The following is a 14,227-nucleotide window of genomic DNA, read 5'->3' as shown; positions in this document are numbered from 1 at the left end:
CTGGCTACGCCGGTGAGCCCGGCATGGCAGCGGGGATGCGCGTCACGGCATCTGCCAATGCCAGAGCGCTGTTGTCGGCCAGTGCGCTGACCAGCGAAGGCGAGCGGTAGCTGGAGTCGGCGAGCCAGCGTTGCCATACCGAACCGTCGATCTTCTCGTTGACGCCGGTGCCGAGCCTGCGGTCGAACGGCGGCTTGAACTCCTTGTAGAGGCCGTCCATGAACTCAGCGTACGAATTGCGCGGCACGCCGCAGTCGGCGTCGTCCTCCGGCAGGAACAGCGCGTCGCTGGCCAGTCCGGCGGCGATGGCCTTGCGCTGCAGCCACGCCAGCGGCAGGTCGGGCAGCGGGTCGGGCCGGCGCCCGGCGCCATCGCACTGGTTGCCGCCGCCGACGTCGGAGTGCGCGCCGATGAACCAGCGCTGCTCGATCTCGATCTGTTCGAGCTTCTTCGAGGTCAGCGTCTCGCCGGGCTTCACCGTGTACGGATTGCGCGTCCATACCGTGGGCGCGAAGTCGGCGCGGTGCTCGTCCAGCGCCAGCGCCTGGTAGGCATACTTCACGATCTTGCTGAGTTCGGTGTCGTGGAACTGGTAGCGCTTGCGCGCAAAGGGAAACCACGAGGCGGTGCCCGGGATGCCGAGCGAGCCGACGGTGTCCCACACGCCGATGAAGTGGATGTCGATCACGATCGAATGGCTGGCGCGGAATGCCACCGCGGCCGGGTCGTCGGGCTTGCTGCGGGTGTCGCGATAGAAGTCATAGGCGGCGGAGACGTCCGGCCTGGCCACGCGGCCGTGGGTATCGCAGCGGAGCAGGCCGCACTTGCGGATCAGCCCGCCGAGGCTGCGCGCGGTATAGGCGCCGCGGCTGAAGCCGAACAGGTAGAGCAGGTCGCCGGGTTGCCAGGTTTCGCACAGCCAGCGGTAGCCATCGAGCACGTTGCCGGACAGGCCGTAGCCGAACGCGCCGCCGAGCAGGTGGGCCAGGCCGGGCTTCACGCCCACACCGGGGATGTAGTTGATGAGCTGCGCGTTGCCGGCGTCGTCGCGCGGCGCCAGCAGTCGGCGCAGGCGCTCCACGTTGGTGTTCGATTCGGGCTTGTTCCAGGTGCCGTCGAACAGCAGCACGAGCCTGCGCGTGGCCATGGCGCCCTCCGTCGTCCGGTTCGTCTGCGCCGACTCTAGGCCGTGATGCCGTGCCCGGCCAGTGCCGCGCGAATGGTATCGGCGGCACCCGCGACCGGCCGGTGTCGTTCCTACAAGGTGGGCGAGTCGTCGTGCAGCATCGCCCGGCGCACGATGCGGATCGGCGCGAAACCCTGCTGCATGAAGCCGTCGTGGAACGCCATCAGGTTGAAGTCCTTGCCCTGCCGCGCTTCGAGATCGGCGCGCAGCTTCATGATCTGCAGCTTGCCCAGCGTGTAGTACAGGTAGGTGGGATCGGCTGTGCCGCGCTTGGTCTCGACCTCGCCGACCGCGCGCGACTGGTAGCCCTCGTTGACGAAGAAGTCGACCGCCTGGTCCATCGTCATCTGCCCGGTGTGCAGCTTGATGCCGACCACGAAGCGCGCGTTGCGCAGCAGGGCATCCTGCAGCTGGCCGAGCCGCAGCAGCAATTGCTGGCGCCGGTCGTGCGGGAATTCGAACTGCGCCAAGCCTGCGTCCAGCATCATCTGCTCGCAGTAGTGCGCCCAGCCCTCGACGTTGGTGTTGGCGCCGAGCAGCTTGCGCACGCGGTCATCGAGGCGCTGCATCCACAGGAACTGGATGTAGTGGCCGGGATAGGCCTCGTGGGTGGCGACGGAGCTGATCACCGGGTAGTTGAACTGCGCCATGAACTCCTGCGTGCGCTGGCTGTTCCAGCCGGGCTCGGGCAGCGTGACGTTGAAGTAGGCCTCCCTGGCGACGGTCTCGTACGGCCCGGGCGTGTCCATCGAGGCGAACGTGGTGGCACGCATGAATGGCGGGGTTTCCTCCAGGATCGGCCGCACGTCCGAGGGAATCGTGATGATCCGTTTCTGCCGGATGAAGGCGGTCAGGTGGTCGAAGGTGGCGCGGAAGCTCTCAAGCAGCTTGTCCGGGGGAGGGTAGTCGGAGCCAAGTTCCGCCAGCACCTGGCGCGGAGTCTTGGTCGGGTCGAGCTGGTGCGCCACTTCGGCGAAGTGGCGCTGGTTCTGGCGCAGGTCGGCCATGTCGATGGCGAGCAGCCGGTCCAGCGGCAGGGTGACCATCTCGTCGTACTTCAGCTTGTCGCGGAACGCGGCGGCGCCGATGCGGAAGTCGCCGTGCGCGCCCGGCAGCACGGCGCTCTTCAGCCACCCTTGGTAATCCTCCAGCGCCTGGATCACGGCGGCGTTGCTGCTGGCGAACTGGCGCTTCAGCTCCGCGTCGGTGACTGCGGTGAAGGCCGCCGGCACGTCGTTGCGGAAGAACTGCACCAGCCCCGGCAGCTGTTCCAGCGCAATCTGCACGTAGATCTTCGGCGGGTTGTCGAGATTGCGGCGTGCCGCGGCGAGCACCGCCGGCATCAGCCGTTCGCGTGCGATCAGCGCGCGCAGGCGGGTTTCCGGCGGGGCGAACTTGCGTTCCATCAGGGTGAACGCGCTGCTGGTGATGCCGCTGGAATAGATGTCCGGGTTCTTCTGCCACGGCCGGATCGTCTCCAGCGTCAGCAGGGTGCTGCGGATGTTGTTCAGCACCAGCTCGCGATCGCCACGCACGCGCTCGCCCAGCGGCGCGGGATCGACCGCCGCCACGCGCCGCTCCCATTGCCTGAGCGCCTTGACGTTGGCCTCGATGTCGCTGCGTGAATAGCCTTCGAGTTTGTTGTCGTAGGCGTGGATGCCGTCGAGGGTGGCGGTGGAGGGGTTGGTTGGGAAGTAGTAGCTGTCGAAGTAGCCGTCGGCCAGGTGCATGAAGGCCTGGTCCGCGGCGGCGCTGTCGACGGCGGCCGCCGTGGCGTTGCCCAGCGTCAGCGCGGCGACCAGGCCGAGCAGGAGGCGTGCGGTTCGGAGCATGCTGGTTCTCTTTCGAAGGACGTGCCATCGGCGTGGGCTGCCGGCACCGGAGGCGGCCATTTTTCAGTAGTTTCCGCGCGGGGCGCAAGCGGCGTACGCTGCGCGTTTCACCGCCATCGGCGGACAAGGGTTGCAAGCCATGGACAAGCAGGTGCAGATCGACCGGGCGCAGGCGTTCCGCAGGATGCACGACCGCACCGCGATCCTGCTGTTGCCGAACGCGTGGGACGCGGGCAGCGCACGGCTGTTCGCGCAGCGCGGCTTCGCGGCGATCGCCACCACCAGCGCCGGCATGGCCTGGTCGCTCGGCTACGCCGACGGCGAGCAGGTGCCGCTGGCCGAAGTGCTGGCGGCGATCGCGCGGATCACGCGGGTGGTCGAGCTGCCGGTGACGGCGGACATCGAGACCGGCTACGGCGAGATGCCGGAGGCGGTGGCCGCCACGGTGCGCGCGGTGATCGCGGCGGGTGCGGTGGGCATCAACCTGGAGGACGGGCGCCCCGGCCACGGCCCGCTGCGACCCGTCGAGGAAGCCGCGGCCCGCATCCACGCCGCACGCGGGGCAGCCGAGACGGCTGGCGTGCCGATCATGATCAACGCGCGGGTGGACAACTGGATGCAGCACGCTGCCGACCCGGCCGCACCGCTCGCCGATGCCGTGCAGCGTGCGCAGGCCTATCTGGCGGCGGGCGCCGACGGCATCTATCCGATCGGGTTAGGCGACCGCGCCACGCTGGCCGCGCTGGTGCAGGCGGTCGCTGCCCCGGTCAACGTGGCTGCTGGCCCCGGCATGCCCGAGCTGGCTGAACTGGCCCGGCTCGGCGTGGCCCGCGTGAGCACGGCCACGCGTTTCGCCACGCTGGCGATGGCGGCAGTGGATCGCGCCGCCGCGGCCCTGCGCGAGAGCGGCCGCTTCGACGGCCTGGCGGCAACTTTCACTTATGCGGACGCACAGCGGCTGTTCGAGCCGGCCTGAGCGACGCAGGCAGTTTTTTCATCGAGGAGTCTGCAATGAGCAAGCGTATTGAGTACGGCAAGGCGGCACCGGCGGGCCTGAAGGCCATGCTGGGCCTGGAAATGTATGTGCACGGCTCGGGCCTGGAGCACTCGCTGATCGAGCTGGTGAAGATGCGCGTGTCGCAGATCAACGGTTGCGCGTATTGCCTGGACATGCACAGCAAGGACGCGCGCGCCGCCGGAGAGACGGAACAGCGCCTGCATGTGCTGGCGGCGTGGCGCGAGGCGCCGTTCTACTCGGCACGCGAACGTGCCGCGCTGGCCTGGGCCGAGGCGGTCACCCTGGTGTCGACGAACGAACTGCCCGATGACCTGTACGACGAGGTGCATGCGCAGTTCGACGACAAGTCGATGGTCGACCTCACCCTGGCCATCATCACCATCAACGGCTGGAACCGCCTGGCGATCGGTTTTCGCGCGGACGTGGGCAGCTACCAGCCGAAGTCGGCGGGCTGAGCGTGGCGCCGCTGCTGTCCCGCCGCAAGCCGGCAGCGGCGTTCGTGTCGCGGATGCGCGAGCATGCCTGACCGGCCCGTGGCGCTGGATCGCGCGTTCTACCGGCGCGATACGCGCGCGGTCGCGCCCGACCTGCTGAACAAGGTGTTGCTGCATGCAGACGGTCGCAGCGGCCGCATCGTGGAAACCGAGGCCTACTGCGGGCCGCTGGATCCGGCCGCGCACTCGTGGCGCGGTCGCACGGCGCGCAATGCAACGATGTTCGGCGCGCCCGGGTTGCTCTATGTGTACTTCACCTATGGCATGCACTGGTGTTGCAACCCGGTCTGCGGCGAGGAGGGCGAAGGCGTCGCGGTGTTGCTGCGCGCGCTGGCGCCGCTGGACGGACTGGCCTCGATGCGTGCGGCGCGAGCGGGTTGCCGCAGCGACCGCGACCTGTGCCGCGGGCCGGCACGATTGTGCCAGGCCATGGGCATCGGCCGCGCGCAGGACGGCATCGACCTGGTCGGGGGCGCCGGCGGATTCAGCATCGTCGACGACGGCATGCCGCCGCCCGCTGCGCCAGTGGCCACGGCGCGCGTCGGCATCAGCCGGGCAATGGACGAACCCTGGCGCTGGTACGTGCCTGGCGACCCGCACGTCTCGCGTCGCTGAACGGAGCGTCGTGGTTGCCGCGGAGGCAACATGAAGTTGACGGCGGTTTGATCGCGCGTGGTCCACGGTTGCCGGCAGCGTTTCGTCAGCTGCGGAGTCCGAGCCATGCCGTACTCATCCATCAGCGAATTGCCCGATGCCGTGCGCAGCCATGTGCCGAAGCACGCGCAGGAGATCTACAAGGAGGCGTTCAACAGCGCCTGGGACGAATATGCCGACAAGGATGAGCGCCGCGGCAGCGAGTCGCGCGAGGAAGCCGCGCACAAGGTGGCCTGGGCGGCGGTGAAGAAGAAGTACCGCAAGGGCGACGACGGCGACTGGCACCCGAAGTAGCCGCTGCAGCAGGTCAGCAGGGCAGGCCGCGCGCCTGGAGGAAATCGCGGGCGTTGTCCGCATCCTGCTCGAACCAGGCGCGGGTCGAGCCGAGTCGGTAGGTGTAGCCCCAGGCGTCCATGTCGGCCATCAGGCGTGCGCGCCCTACGCCGGGCAATTCGTCGGCCAGCACGATCTGCAGGTAGCAGGTGGCGTCCTCTTCCTCGATCGAGTCGGTGGCATCGGTATGGACGTCTGGACGTCTTTCCGGCGGCAGCACGATCAGGTGGCCGGCTTCATGCAGCAGCGAATGCACGGGGGTGTCGTCGCGGGCATAGACGGTGCTGCCGATGATGCCGGCCTCCTCGCCGCCCCAGAAGCTGCCGGGAATCGGCTCGCCCGGCGCCACCCACCGCAATTGCAGGCCGAAGCGGTCGAGCAGGGCCGTGGGCGCGTCAAAGCCGATCTGGCCCACGCGCAGCACGGTGCTGGCCGGGTCGGCGGGGACAGGAGGGAGGTCGGGATACATGGGCGTGCGCAGTGGGCGCGGATGACTTCAGTGGCGGGGAGTGCCGGGCGAGGCGGGGTCGCCCGGCAGAAGAGCGCAACGGCGGTGGCTCGCCCGGTCTCAGCCAGTCTTGGCCTCGCTCCCGGCCGCCTGCTTGCCTTCCGGGAGGGTGACCGAGAGTTCGAGGATCTCGTGGCCGCTGTCGCGTTCGAAATTGATGTTGATCGCATCGAGGTCGACGTGGACGTATTTCTTGATCACTTCGAGCAGCTCGTTGCGCATCATCGGCAGGTAGTCGGGTGCGCCGCGGGTGGAGCGCTCCTGGGCCACGATGATGCGCAGGCGTTCGCGTGCCACCGTGGCGGTGGCTTCGGGCTTGCGCTTGAGGAAATCGAGAATACCCATCGTGATCAACCTCCGAACACGCGCTGGAGAAAGCCCTTTTTGGGCACGTCGATGAAGCGCAACGGGCGCTCTTCGCCGAGGATGCGGGCCACCGTGTCGCTGTACGCCTGGCCGGCCAGTGATGCGGCATCGACGATCACCGGGATGCCGTTGTTGGAGGCGGTCAGCACGTTCTCCGATTCGGGGATCACGCCGACCACTTCGATGCCGAGGATCTCCTCGACGTCCTTCACGCTGAGCATCTCGCCGATGGCGACGCGGGCCGGGTTGTAGCGGGTCAGCAGCAGGTGCTGGGTGATCGGCGACTCGCCTTTCTCGGCGCGCCGGGTCTTGCTGGCGAGCAGGCCGAGGATGCGGTCCGAATCACGCACCGAGGAGACTTCCGGGTTGACCACCACCACCGCGTGGTCGGCGAAGTACATCGCCAGGTGTGCACCTTTCTCGATGCCGGCCGGGGAGTCGCACACGACGTAGTCAAAATCCATTTCGGACAGGCCGTCGAGCACCTTCTCGACGCCTTCCTGGGTCAGCGCGTCCTTGTCGCGGGTCTGGCTGGCGGCCAGCACGTACAGGTTCTCGTAGCGCTTGTCCTTGATCAGCGACTGCTTCAGCGTCGCTTCGCCGTGCACGACGTTGACGAAGTCGTACACCACGCGCCGTTCGCAGCCCATGATCAGGTCGAGGTTGCGCAGGCCGACGTCGAAGTCGATCACGGCGACTTTCTTGCCGGCCATGGCCAGGCCGGTGGCGAGCGAGGCGCTGGTCGTCGTCTTGCCGACGCCGCCTTTGCCGGAGGTGACAACGATAATCTCAGCAGTCAAGGGCCCATCTCCGCATGATTGTTCTTGTTGTAGGTGATTACAGCCTGGCGATCATCAGCTTGTCGCCTTCGAGCCAGCATTGCACGGACTGGCCCTCGAGGTCGTCAGGAATCTGTTCGAACACCCGGTACTGGCCGGCGATCGCCACCAGTTCGGCGCGGAAGTCCGAGACGAAGATACGTGCCTTTTCGTCGCCTTGCGCGCCGGCCATGGCGCGACCGCGCAGGCCACCGTAGATGTGGATGTTGCCGTCGGCAATCACCTCGGCGCCGTTGGCGACGGCGCCGGTGACGATCAGGTCGCGGTCGCGTGCATAGATCTGCTGGCCCGAGCGTACCGAACCGTTGTGGTGCTGGGCGCCCTGCATGCTGCCGGGCGGCGGTGCCGACAGGATTGGCTCGCGCTGCACCGCCGGGGCGGGCTCGCTGCGCGTGGCCGGTTCGGCAGCAGGTGCGCTGCCCTGGGCGGGCTCGTAGGCGGCGCGGAACTTGGCGATCAGCGGCAGGCCCATGCGCCGGGCCAATGCCTCGGTCTCGCTGGTGCCGTAGGCCAAGCCGACCGGCAGCATGCCGGCGCTGCGCACCGCCTCGAGCAGGGCATCGACGGCGCCGTCGTCGGGCAGGTTGAGCAGGTGGCTCAGGTCCAGCACCACGGCGGTGCGGGCAAACATCTGCGGCGCGGCGCGCACGCGGCGCTCGAGTTCGTCGCACAGTGCGGCGGCGTCGACCCGGCGCACGCGCACGCAGGCAATGCCGACCTGGCCGAAGCGCAGGTCGCAGGCATCGTTGGTCTCGGTTTTTACACTCACGGGCGCCGCTCCCCGGCGTGGCGGCGCGGGGTGGCGCCGTGCAGGGCGGGGCGTTCGCGTTCGGCCAGCCATGGCACGTCGGGCAGGCCGCCGTGTTCGAGCCAGGTGTCGCGCACGTAGGCGTAGCTGGGCAGGTCGCGGGCCAGCAGGCTGACCTGCGGGCCGTGTTCGCCCATGCGCTGCTGGCCGACTTCCTGGAAGCCGTAGGTGCCGTGGAACAGCACCACCACGTCGTCGCGCGGCTCCAGGAACACCTCGCAGGTGAGCAGCGGCACGCGCACCTCGGCGTAGCTGTGCACGTCGCAGTAGAAGATGCGGCCCAGGCCGTGGCGGCGGTAGGCGTTCGCGATAACGATGCGGTCGATGTAGACGAACTGCGGGTAGTGCTCGGCAAACCAGCGGTAATTCGGGCTGTCGTAGTCGCTGCCTTCGCGCAGCGCGATCAGGAACCCGGCCAGATGACCGTCGATCTCGGCCACGCGGAAATACTCGGCGTGCTCGTGGAAGTAGCGCAACTGGGCTGTATCGAGGGCGAGGATGGAGCGACCGGCGGCGTTGTTGAGCGCCAGTACGGCATCCAGGTCGTGCTCGCGCACGTCGCGGATGGCAAGGGCCATTCGTTGCTCCGCAATGATGGAATCGGGGACGAGGTCGGGCAGCAGCCTCGCGCAATGGCCCATTATGCCATGCGGCCGCAGCCCTTACATCTCGCAAGGGCACATGTAAAAGCTTCGTAAAACGAGCGGGACGCCCCGGCCGGCCATGACTTCTCGCGCATTGCGCGAAACGCAGCCACGGCCAATGATGCGGGGATGCGCTGGCCATTCATCAATCACATCCGTCTGCTTCGCTATGCGGGCTTCTTCACCTACCTGTCGGCGGGCACGCCGCTGGTCACCAACTGGGCCACCGAAAGACTCGACCAGCTGCATCGCCCGAATTTCTCGCTGCTGTTGTGGACGCTGTGCTACCTGGTCTTCGGCCTGATGTACTGGCTGTTGACCAGCAACCTCGGCTCGCGCCGCTACCCGGGCCTGAAGCTGCTGGGCCTGGCCCTGATGACGGCAGCCGCGGTGGCGGTGGGCTGGTACAGCCACAGCGGCCTGTCGGCGATGTTGATGGTGGTCGCCTCGCTGGTGCTGCCGTGGCTGCTGCCGTTCTGGCTGGCGGTGTTCTGGCTGGTGCTGCAGCACCTGAGCCTGGTGGCGATCTTCGCCACCTTCCCCGAATACGACCACAGCATTGCTGTGGGCTTCATCCAGGCCAGCATCTACCTGGGCATCTCGGTGCTGGTGTTCGTGACCTCGACGGTGGCCAGCCAGCAGGCTGAACAGCGCGAAGTGCAGCGTCGCCTGAACTCCGAGCTGCGCGCTACCCGCGCCTTGCTGGCCGAGTCCAGCCGGATCGCCGAGCGCATGCGCATCGCGCGCGACCTGCACGACCTGATCGGCCACCACCTGACCGCGCTGAGCCTGAACCTCGAAGTGGCCAGCCATCTCAGCAACGAAGCGGCCGGCGCGCACGTGCGCAAGGCGCAGAGCACGGCCAAGCTGCTGCTGGCCGACGTGCGCGAGGTGGTCAGCGAGCTGCGCCAGGACGACGCGATCGACCTGACCCAGGCGTTGCGCAGCCTCACCGAGGGCGTGCCCGGCCTGAGCGTGCACGTGGTCATGCCGCCGCGTTTCAGCGTGGAGGACCCGCGCCGCGCGCAGGTGCTGCTGCGCTGCGCCCAGGAGATCATCACCAATACCGCCAAGCACGCCGGCGCACGCAATCTGTGGCTGAATTTCGCCTATGCAGGGGACAACCTGCTCGGCCTGCACGCGCGCGACGACGGGCGCGGCGCCGAGAACGTCGAGCCGGGCAATGGCCTGTCCGGCATGCGCGAGCGGCTGGCCGAATTCGGTGGCAGCGTAGTGCTGGACACCGGCCTGAGCCGGGGTTTTGCGCTGACCGTGCGGCTGCCGCTGGGCGAGCACACCGCGCTGGCGCACGCACCGACGCGGTTTGAACCGCCCGCGCTGAATGTGTCGTAATCTTTGGCGGCCCGCGCCGGGGGCGCAAAGTGCGCCGGCGTTGGCAGCGGCCCGAACTGCCAGCCGCCAGTATCACTTTCTCAAGTCAGTTTGTCCGAGGATCCGCGATGATTTCCGTTTGTCTCGTCGACGACCAGAATCTGGTGCGCCAGGGCGTTCGATCGCTGCTGGACCTGGCTGAAGATATCCGCGTGGTAGCCGAGTGCGCCGACGGCGCCCAGGCGGTGCAGGACATCCCGCGGGTCAAGCCGGATGTGGTGCTGCTGGACCTGCGCATGCCGAACATGAGCGGGCTGGAGGTGCTGCAGGCGCTGTCCGCCCGCAACGAATTGCCGCCGACCATCATCCTCACCACCTTCGACGACGACCAGCTGGTGCTGCAGGGCCTCAAGGCCGGCGCGCGCGGCTACCTGCTGAAGGACGTCTCGCTGGAGCAACTGGTCGAGGCGGTGCGCACCGTGGCCAGCGGTGGCTCGCTGGTGGCGCCGATGGTCACCCAGCGCCTGATGGCCGGGGTGGCGCGGATGCAGAACAGTTTCACCAGTCTGGAGCAGCCGGACCCGCTGACCGAGCGCGAGACCGAGATCCTGCGGCTGCTGTCCGGGGGCTACAGCAACAAGGAAATCGCCAATTCGCTGAAGGTGGCCGAGGGCACGGTGAAGAACCACGTTTCCAACATCCTGTCCAAACTTGGCGTGCGCGACCGCACCCGGGCCGTGCTGAAGGCGCTGGAAATGGGCATCGTCTGACGCGGGCCGGGCGCTGCCCGGCGCCGGTGCCGGCGGTCCGCCTCAGCCCGTTTTTGGCCTTCCGGATGGGGTGATGCCGGCGATAGCGTTCCGGCCCGTGAGCAAGTAACATCCGTAGCTTCGGCGTTTGCCGACCCCCTGCCATGGCCCTCGGGATGAACCCTCGGGCGGGCCCGCGCGGACGGCTGGGACAACACTATCTAGGTACGGCGTAAAGACGCTTCGGAGAACTCTGGAATGATGCGTGTCTTTGAATTTCTTGTTGCCTTGGTCATCGTGGCGGTCATCGGTGTCCTGGCAGCTGTGGTCATGCCCGGCAGTGGCCACGTGGAGCGCCAACTGGTCATCGGCAAGGACATGCGGCAGGTCTACGACGTGCTCGACAACTACCGCCGCCTGCCCGACTACTCGGTATTGCGCTCGTTCGACCCGAACATCCAGTTCAAATTCTCCGGCAAGTCGTACGGCCCGGGTGCCGAGGTCAGCTGGGCCAGCACCGACCCGAAGGTCGGCAACGGCGGCCTGACCATCGCCAGCGCCACGCCCGAGTTCGACAAGATCGACAGCAACACCAAGACCGCCAGCATCGTCTGGAACCTGGACAACAGCTGGCGCGGCCTGGACAAGCATTTCACGCTGGACCTGGAACGCCAGGGCAGCCGCGGGCAGCTGACCCAGGTCACCTGGTCGTATGACGTCTCCTATGGCTGGAACCTGGTCAACCGCTTCGCCAACCTGTACATCCACGGCGATCCCGACTCGTTCATCCAGTTCAGCCTGAACAACCTGCAGAACGTACTGGCTGGTGTGCCGAACATCGACTACAGCCAGCTGATCCCCTCCATTCAGCAGACCCAGCCGACCCCGGTGCTGCTGGTGTCCACCTCGATCCAGCGCAAGGACGGCATGGAGGCGGTGGAAGACGCCATCACCAAGGCCAAAGCCGAAGTCCAGGCAGCCGCCAAGAAGCTTGGCGTGAATGTCACCGGCTCGCGCATCCTGATCACCACCAACTACGGCGACCAGACCTACAGCTTCGACGTGGCGTTCCCGATCGACTCCAGCACGCTGACCATCAACGGCCAGAGCGAGCAGCTGACCGCGGCGACCCCGCCGGCGCTGGACGCTTCCGGCGCACCGGCCGAGGCCAGCAGCGCGGCCGCCGCCGCGGACGCCAGCGTCGCCGTCGGCAGCCGCGACCGCTACGGCCGCGTGGTGGTGGACGGCAACGTGCGCGCCACGCTGGCCTTCGGCGGTGCGGCGCTGAAGGGCGTGTGGAACGGCACCTTCGCCGGCGTGCCGCAGACCCGCGACATGCTCAAGGCTTATGCGCAGACCCACGGCTACAAGTACGACGACGTGGTCAACCGCGCCTACGACGTGATCGCCACGCCGGAAGTGAAGGACGCCGGCGGCAACATCACCACCTACGCGAAATACAACGTGTTCCTGCCGATCAGCAACGCACCGGAGCAGACCCCCGAACAGGAAGCGGGCCTGCAGCCGCCGACGCTCGAAGGGGCGCCGGCCGCGTCGGGCACGGCACCGGCCCCGGCCGGCAGCGCTGCCGCACCGGCCGCAGCGGCCAGCGCCGGCAAGTAAGCCGGATCGCCGCAGTGCCTCCAGAGGCCCCTCCGTTCGGAGGGGCCTTTTCTTTTCGGGCCACAGGCCGGTGTCTTGCGGTACATTGCGGGGCGATCCGCGACGATGGTCGGCGGGTTCGCCCGCGCCCGGCGCGGTATGCCGCCACAGCCTTCCACCGGACATGATCGAGACCGACCAGCTCACCCGACGCTATGGCAACCTGACCGCAGTGGACGCGCTGAGCATTCGTGTCGAGCCGGGCCAGGTGCTCGGCCTGCTTGGACCCAACGGCGCCGGCAAGTCCACCGCGATGCGCATGATCGCCGGGTTCCTGGTGCCCAGCTCGGGTACCGCGCGGGTGTGCGGCCATGACGTCGTCCGCGAGCCGCTGCAGGCCAAGCGCGCGCTTGGCTATTTGCCGGAAGGCGCGCCGAGCTACGGCGAGATGACCGCGCGCGAATTCCTGCAGTTCATCGCGCGCATGCGCGGGCTCAAGGCCGAGGCCGCCTACCGCCGGTTCGACGCAGTGGTGCAGCAGCTGCAACTGGAGGAAGTGCTCGGGCTGTGCATCGACACGCTGTCGAAGGGCCTGCGCCGGCGCGTCGGGCTGGCCCAGGCGATCCTGCACGATCCGCCGGTGCTGATGCTGGACGAACCCACCGACGGCCTCGATCCGAACCAGAAGCATGCGGTGCGCCAGCTGATCGACGTGATGGCGCGCGACCGCACCATCCTGGTCTCCACCCACCTGCTGGAGGAGGTGCATGCGCTGTGCAACCGGGTGGTGATTATCGCGCGCGGCAAGCTGCTGGCCGATGCCACGCCGGCCGAGCTGGAGGCGCGCTCGCGCTACCACGGTGCGGTGTCGTTCAGCGCGCCGGGCAGCGGCATGTCGCAGGAAATGCTGGGCCGCCTGCCGCAGGTGGCGGCGATCGAGGTAGACCCGCTGGACGGCCGCATCACGGTGTTCCCGAAGCCGGGCGCGCGGATCCTGGAACCGGTCGAGACGCTGCTGCGCGAGCAGGGGCTGGAAGTGTCGGAGATCCAGCTCGAACGCGGCCGGCTGGACGAGGTGTTCCGCCAGATCACCACGGGTGACGGCGATGGCGCCGGAGGCCGCGCGTGAACCCGGTCAACGCGGTGCTGCGGCGCGAACTGCGCAGCTATTTCGTGACGCCGGTGGCGTACGTGTTCCTGGTGATCTTCCTGGTGCTGGCCGGCATCCTCACCTTCTACGTGGGCGACTTCTACGAGCGCGGCCAGGCCGACCTGCAGCCGTTCTTCACGATGCAGCCGTGGCTGTACCTGATCCTGGTGCCGGCGATCACCATGCGCATGTGGGCGGAGGAGGTCAAGGGCGGCACGCTGGAACTGCTGCTGACCCTGCCGTTGACGCTGTGGCAGGCGATGCTGGGGAAGTTCCTCGCCGCGTGGCTGTTCATCGGGCTGGCCTTGCTGCTGACCTTTCCGATCTGGATCACCGTCAACTACCTCGGCTCGCCGGACAACGGCGTGATCCTGGCCGGTTACCTGGGCAGCTGGCTGATGGCCGGCAGCTTCATCGCGATCGGTGCCTGCCTGTCCGCGCTGACCCGCAGCCAGGTGGTGGCGTTCATCCTTACTGCGCTGGTGTGCGTGCTGCTGATCTTGGCCGGCCAGCCGCAGGTGCAGGATTTCTTCTCCGGCGCGCTGCCGCGCAAGCTGATCAATGCGGTGGCGCACCTGTCCATGCTGCGGCACTTCGAGGCGATCGCGCGCGGCGTGCTGGATGTCCGCGACCTGGTGTACTTCCTGCTCAGCACGGTCGGCTGGCTGATCGCCGGCGTGCTGTTGCTCGACCTGAAGCGGACGCGCTGACG

The 14,227-nt window shown here is 67.8% G+C and carries 16 protein-coding genes; 9 read left to right on the top strand and 7 right to left on the bottom strand.

The genetic code is table 11. The features are described 5' to 3' along the window. Positions 1–4: 4 nt before the first annotated feature. On the bottom strand, positions 5–1,147 hold the full coding sequence (locus IMW82_RS16045; RefSeq protein ID WP_211005288.1) for a DUF2235 domain-containing protein: 1,143 nt from the start codon (positions 1,145–1,147) through the stop codon (positions 5–7). 110 nt (positions 1,148–1,257) lie between these two features. Continuing rightward, positions 1,258–3,018, bottom strand: a complete 1,761-nt coding sequence (locus IMW82_RS16040; RefSeq protein WP_211005287.1) for a DUF885 domain-containing protein — start codon at positions 3,016–3,018, stop codon at positions 1,258–1,260. 139 nt (positions 3,019–3,157) lie between these two features. On the opposite strand from IMW82_RS16040, the gene IMW82_RS16035 reads away from it, so the two are divergent. The 4 genes from IMW82_RS16035 (at position 3,158) to chaB (ending at position 5,478) form a co-directional block, all read left to right on the top strand. Further along, positions 3,158–3,994, top strand: a complete 837-nt coding sequence (locus tag IMW82_RS16035) for an isocitrate lyase/phosphoenolpyruvate mutase family protein (RefSeq protein ID WP_211005286.1) — start codon at positions 3,158–3,160, stop codon at positions 3,992–3,994. Positions 3,995–4,029: 35 nt separating this feature from the next. Further along, complete coding sequence (locus IMW82_RS16030; protein ID WP_108471109.1) at positions 4,030–4,491, top strand: carboxymuconolactone decarboxylase family protein; 462 nt, start codon at positions 4,030–4,032, stop codon at positions 4,489–4,491. 63 nt (positions 4,492–4,554) lie between these two features. After that, positions 4,555–5,145, top strand: coding sequence for a DNA-3-methyladenine glycosylase (locus tag IMW82_RS16025; RefSeq protein WP_211005285.1), 591 nt, complete (start codon positions 4,555–4,557; stop codon positions 5,143–5,145). Positions 5,146–5,250: 105 nt separating this feature from the next. Continuing rightward, the gene (chaB, locus tag IMW82_RS16020) at positions 5,251–5,478 is read left to right on the top strand and encodes a putative cation transport regulator ChaB (RefSeq protein WP_108471111.1); all 228 of its coding nucleotides are present in this window, start codon (positions 5,251–5,253) and stop codon (positions 5,476–5,478) included. Between the two features lie 13 nt (positions 5,479–5,491). Here chaB and IMW82_RS16015 read toward each other — a convergent pair whose 3' ends face one another. From IMW82_RS16015 to IMW82_RS15995, 5 genes are all read right to left on the bottom strand, one after another. Further along, complete coding sequence (locus IMW82_RS16015) at positions 5,492–5,986, bottom strand: hypothetical protein (RefSeq protein ID WP_211005284.1); 495 nt, start codon at positions 5,984–5,986, stop codon at positions 5,492–5,494. A 99-nt stretch (positions 5,987–6,085) separates the two neighbouring features. Beyond that, the gene (minE, locus tag IMW82_RS16010; RefSeq protein WP_211005283.1) at positions 6,086–6,370 is read right to left on the bottom strand and encodes a cell division topological specificity factor MinE; all 285 of its coding nucleotides are present in this window, start codon (positions 6,368–6,370) and stop codon (positions 6,086–6,088) included. Between the two features lie 5 nt (positions 6,371–6,375). Further along, positions 6,376–7,191 carry a septum site-determining protein MinD gene (gene minD / locus IMW82_RS16005; RefSeq protein ID WP_108471114.1) on the bottom strand — a complete coding sequence of 272 codons (816 nt, stop codon included), beginning with the start codon at positions 7,189–7,191 and terminating at the stop codon, positions 6,376–6,378. A 37-nt stretch (positions 7,192–7,228) separates the two neighbouring features. Continuing rightward, positions 7,229–7,999: a septum site-determining protein MinC gene (minC, locus tag IMW82_RS16000; protein ID WP_211005282.1), complete on the bottom strand. Its 771-nt coding sequence runs from the start codon at positions 7,997–7,999 to the stop codon at positions 7,229–7,231. Beyond that, the gene (locus IMW82_RS15995) at positions 7,996–8,616 is read right to left on the bottom strand and encodes a GNAT family N-acetyltransferase (RefSeq protein WP_211005281.1); all 621 of its coding nucleotides are present in this window, start codon (positions 8,614–8,616) and stop codon (positions 7,996–7,998) included. Before IMW82_RS15995 ends, minC begins: the two co-directional genes overlap by 4 nt. Before the next feature lie 195 nt (positions 8,617–8,811). Between IMW82_RS15995 and IMW82_RS15990 the strand changes: the two genes are divergently transcribed. The 5 genes from IMW82_RS15990 to IMW82_RS15970 all read left to right on the top strand — a co-directional run bounded on the left by IMW82_RS15990 (position 8,812) and on the right by IMW82_RS15970 (position 14,225). Further along, positions 8,812–10,035, top strand: a complete 1,224-nt coding sequence (locus IMW82_RS15990; RefSeq protein WP_211005280.1) for a sensor histidine kinase — start codon at positions 8,812–8,814, stop codon at positions 10,033–10,035. A 107-nt stretch (positions 10,036–10,142) separates the two neighbouring features. Then, a complete protein-coding gene (locus tag IMW82_RS15985; RefSeq protein WP_108471118.1) occupies positions 10,143–10,784 on the top strand; it encodes a response regulator transcription factor in 642 nt (213 codons plus the stop codon). 237 nt (positions 10,785–11,021) lie between these two features. Continuing rightward, positions 11,022–12,386: a polyketide cyclase gene (locus IMW82_RS15980; protein ID WP_108471119.1), complete on the top strand. Its 1,365-nt coding sequence runs from the start codon at positions 11,022–11,024 to the stop codon at positions 12,384–12,386. 163 nt (positions 12,387–12,549) lie between these two features. After that, a complete protein-coding gene (locus tag IMW82_RS15975; RefSeq protein WP_211005279.1) occupies positions 12,550–13,494 on the top strand; it encodes an ABC transporter ATP-binding protein in 945 nt (314 codons plus the stop codon). Further along, on the top strand, positions 13,491–14,225 hold the full coding sequence (locus IMW82_RS15970) for an ABC transporter permease subunit (RefSeq protein ID WP_211005278.1): 735 nt from the start codon (positions 13,491–13,493) through the stop codon (positions 14,223–14,225). Before IMW82_RS15975 ends, IMW82_RS15970 begins: the two co-directional genes overlap by 4 nt. Positions 14,226–14,227 lie beyond the last annotated feature (2 nt).

The sequence above is a fragment of the Rhodanobacter sp. B2A1Ga4 genome, from assembly GCF_018101315.1.
GTDB classification, from domain to species: Bacteria; Pseudomonadota; Gammaproteobacteria; order Xanthomonadales; family Rhodanobacteraceae; genus Rhodanobacter; species Rhodanobacter thiooxydans_A.
Note: the sequence above shows the minus strand (reverse complement) of the source record. Positions and strands in the feature narration are given on the sequence as shown.

Bases quoted from the DNA above. Each gene is read 5' to 3' on its own strand.
- IMW82_RS16045 (WP_211005288.1), bottom strand. From the start codon at position 1,147: ATGGCCACGCGCAGGCTCGTGCTGCTGTTCGACGGCACCTGGAACAAG.
- IMW82_RS16040 (WP_211005287.1), bottom strand. From the start codon at position 3,018: ATGCTCCGAACCGCACGCCTCCTGCTCGGCCTGGTCGCCGCGCTGACG.
- IMW82_RS16035 (WP_211005286.1), top strand. From the start codon at position 3,158: ATGGACAAGCAGGTGCAGATCGACCGGGCGCAGGCGTTCCGCAGGATG.
- IMW82_RS16030 (WP_108471109.1), top strand. From the start codon at position 4,030: ATGAGCAAGCGTATTGAGTACGGCAAGGCGGCACCGGCGGGCCTGAAG.
- IMW82_RS16025 (WP_211005285.1), top strand. From the start codon at position 4,555: ATGCCTGACCGGCCCGTGGCGCTGGATCGCGCGTTCTACCGGCGCGAT.
- chaB (WP_108471111.1), top strand. From the start codon at position 5,251: ATGCCGTACTCATCCATCAGCGAATTGCCCGATGCCGTGCGCAGCCAT.
- IMW82_RS16015 (WP_211005284.1), bottom strand. From the start codon at position 5,986: ATGTATCCCGACCTCCCTCCTGTCCCCGCCGACCCGGCCAGCACCGTG.
- minE (WP_211005283.1), bottom strand. From the start codon at position 6,370: ATGGGTATTCTCGATTTCCTCAAGCGCAAGCCCGAAGCCACCGCCACG.
- IMW82_RS15995 (WP_211005281.1), bottom strand. From the start codon at position 8,616: ATGGCCCTTGCCATCCGCGACGTGCGCGAGCACGACCTGGATGCCGTA.
- IMW82_RS15990 (WP_211005280.1), top strand. From the start codon at position 8,812: ATGCGCTGGCCATTCATCAATCACATCCGTCTGCTTCGCTATGCGGGC.
- IMW82_RS15985 (WP_108471118.1), top strand. From the start codon at position 10,143: ATGATTTCCGTTTGTCTCGTCGACGACCAGAATCTGGTGCGCCAGGGC.
- IMW82_RS15980 (WP_108471119.1), top strand. From the start codon at position 11,022: ATGATGCGTGTCTTTGAATTTCTTGTTGCCTTGGTCATCGTGGCGGTC.
- IMW82_RS15975 (WP_211005279.1), top strand. From the start codon at position 12,550: ATGATCGAGACCGACCAGCTCACCCGACGCTATGGCAACCTGACCGCA.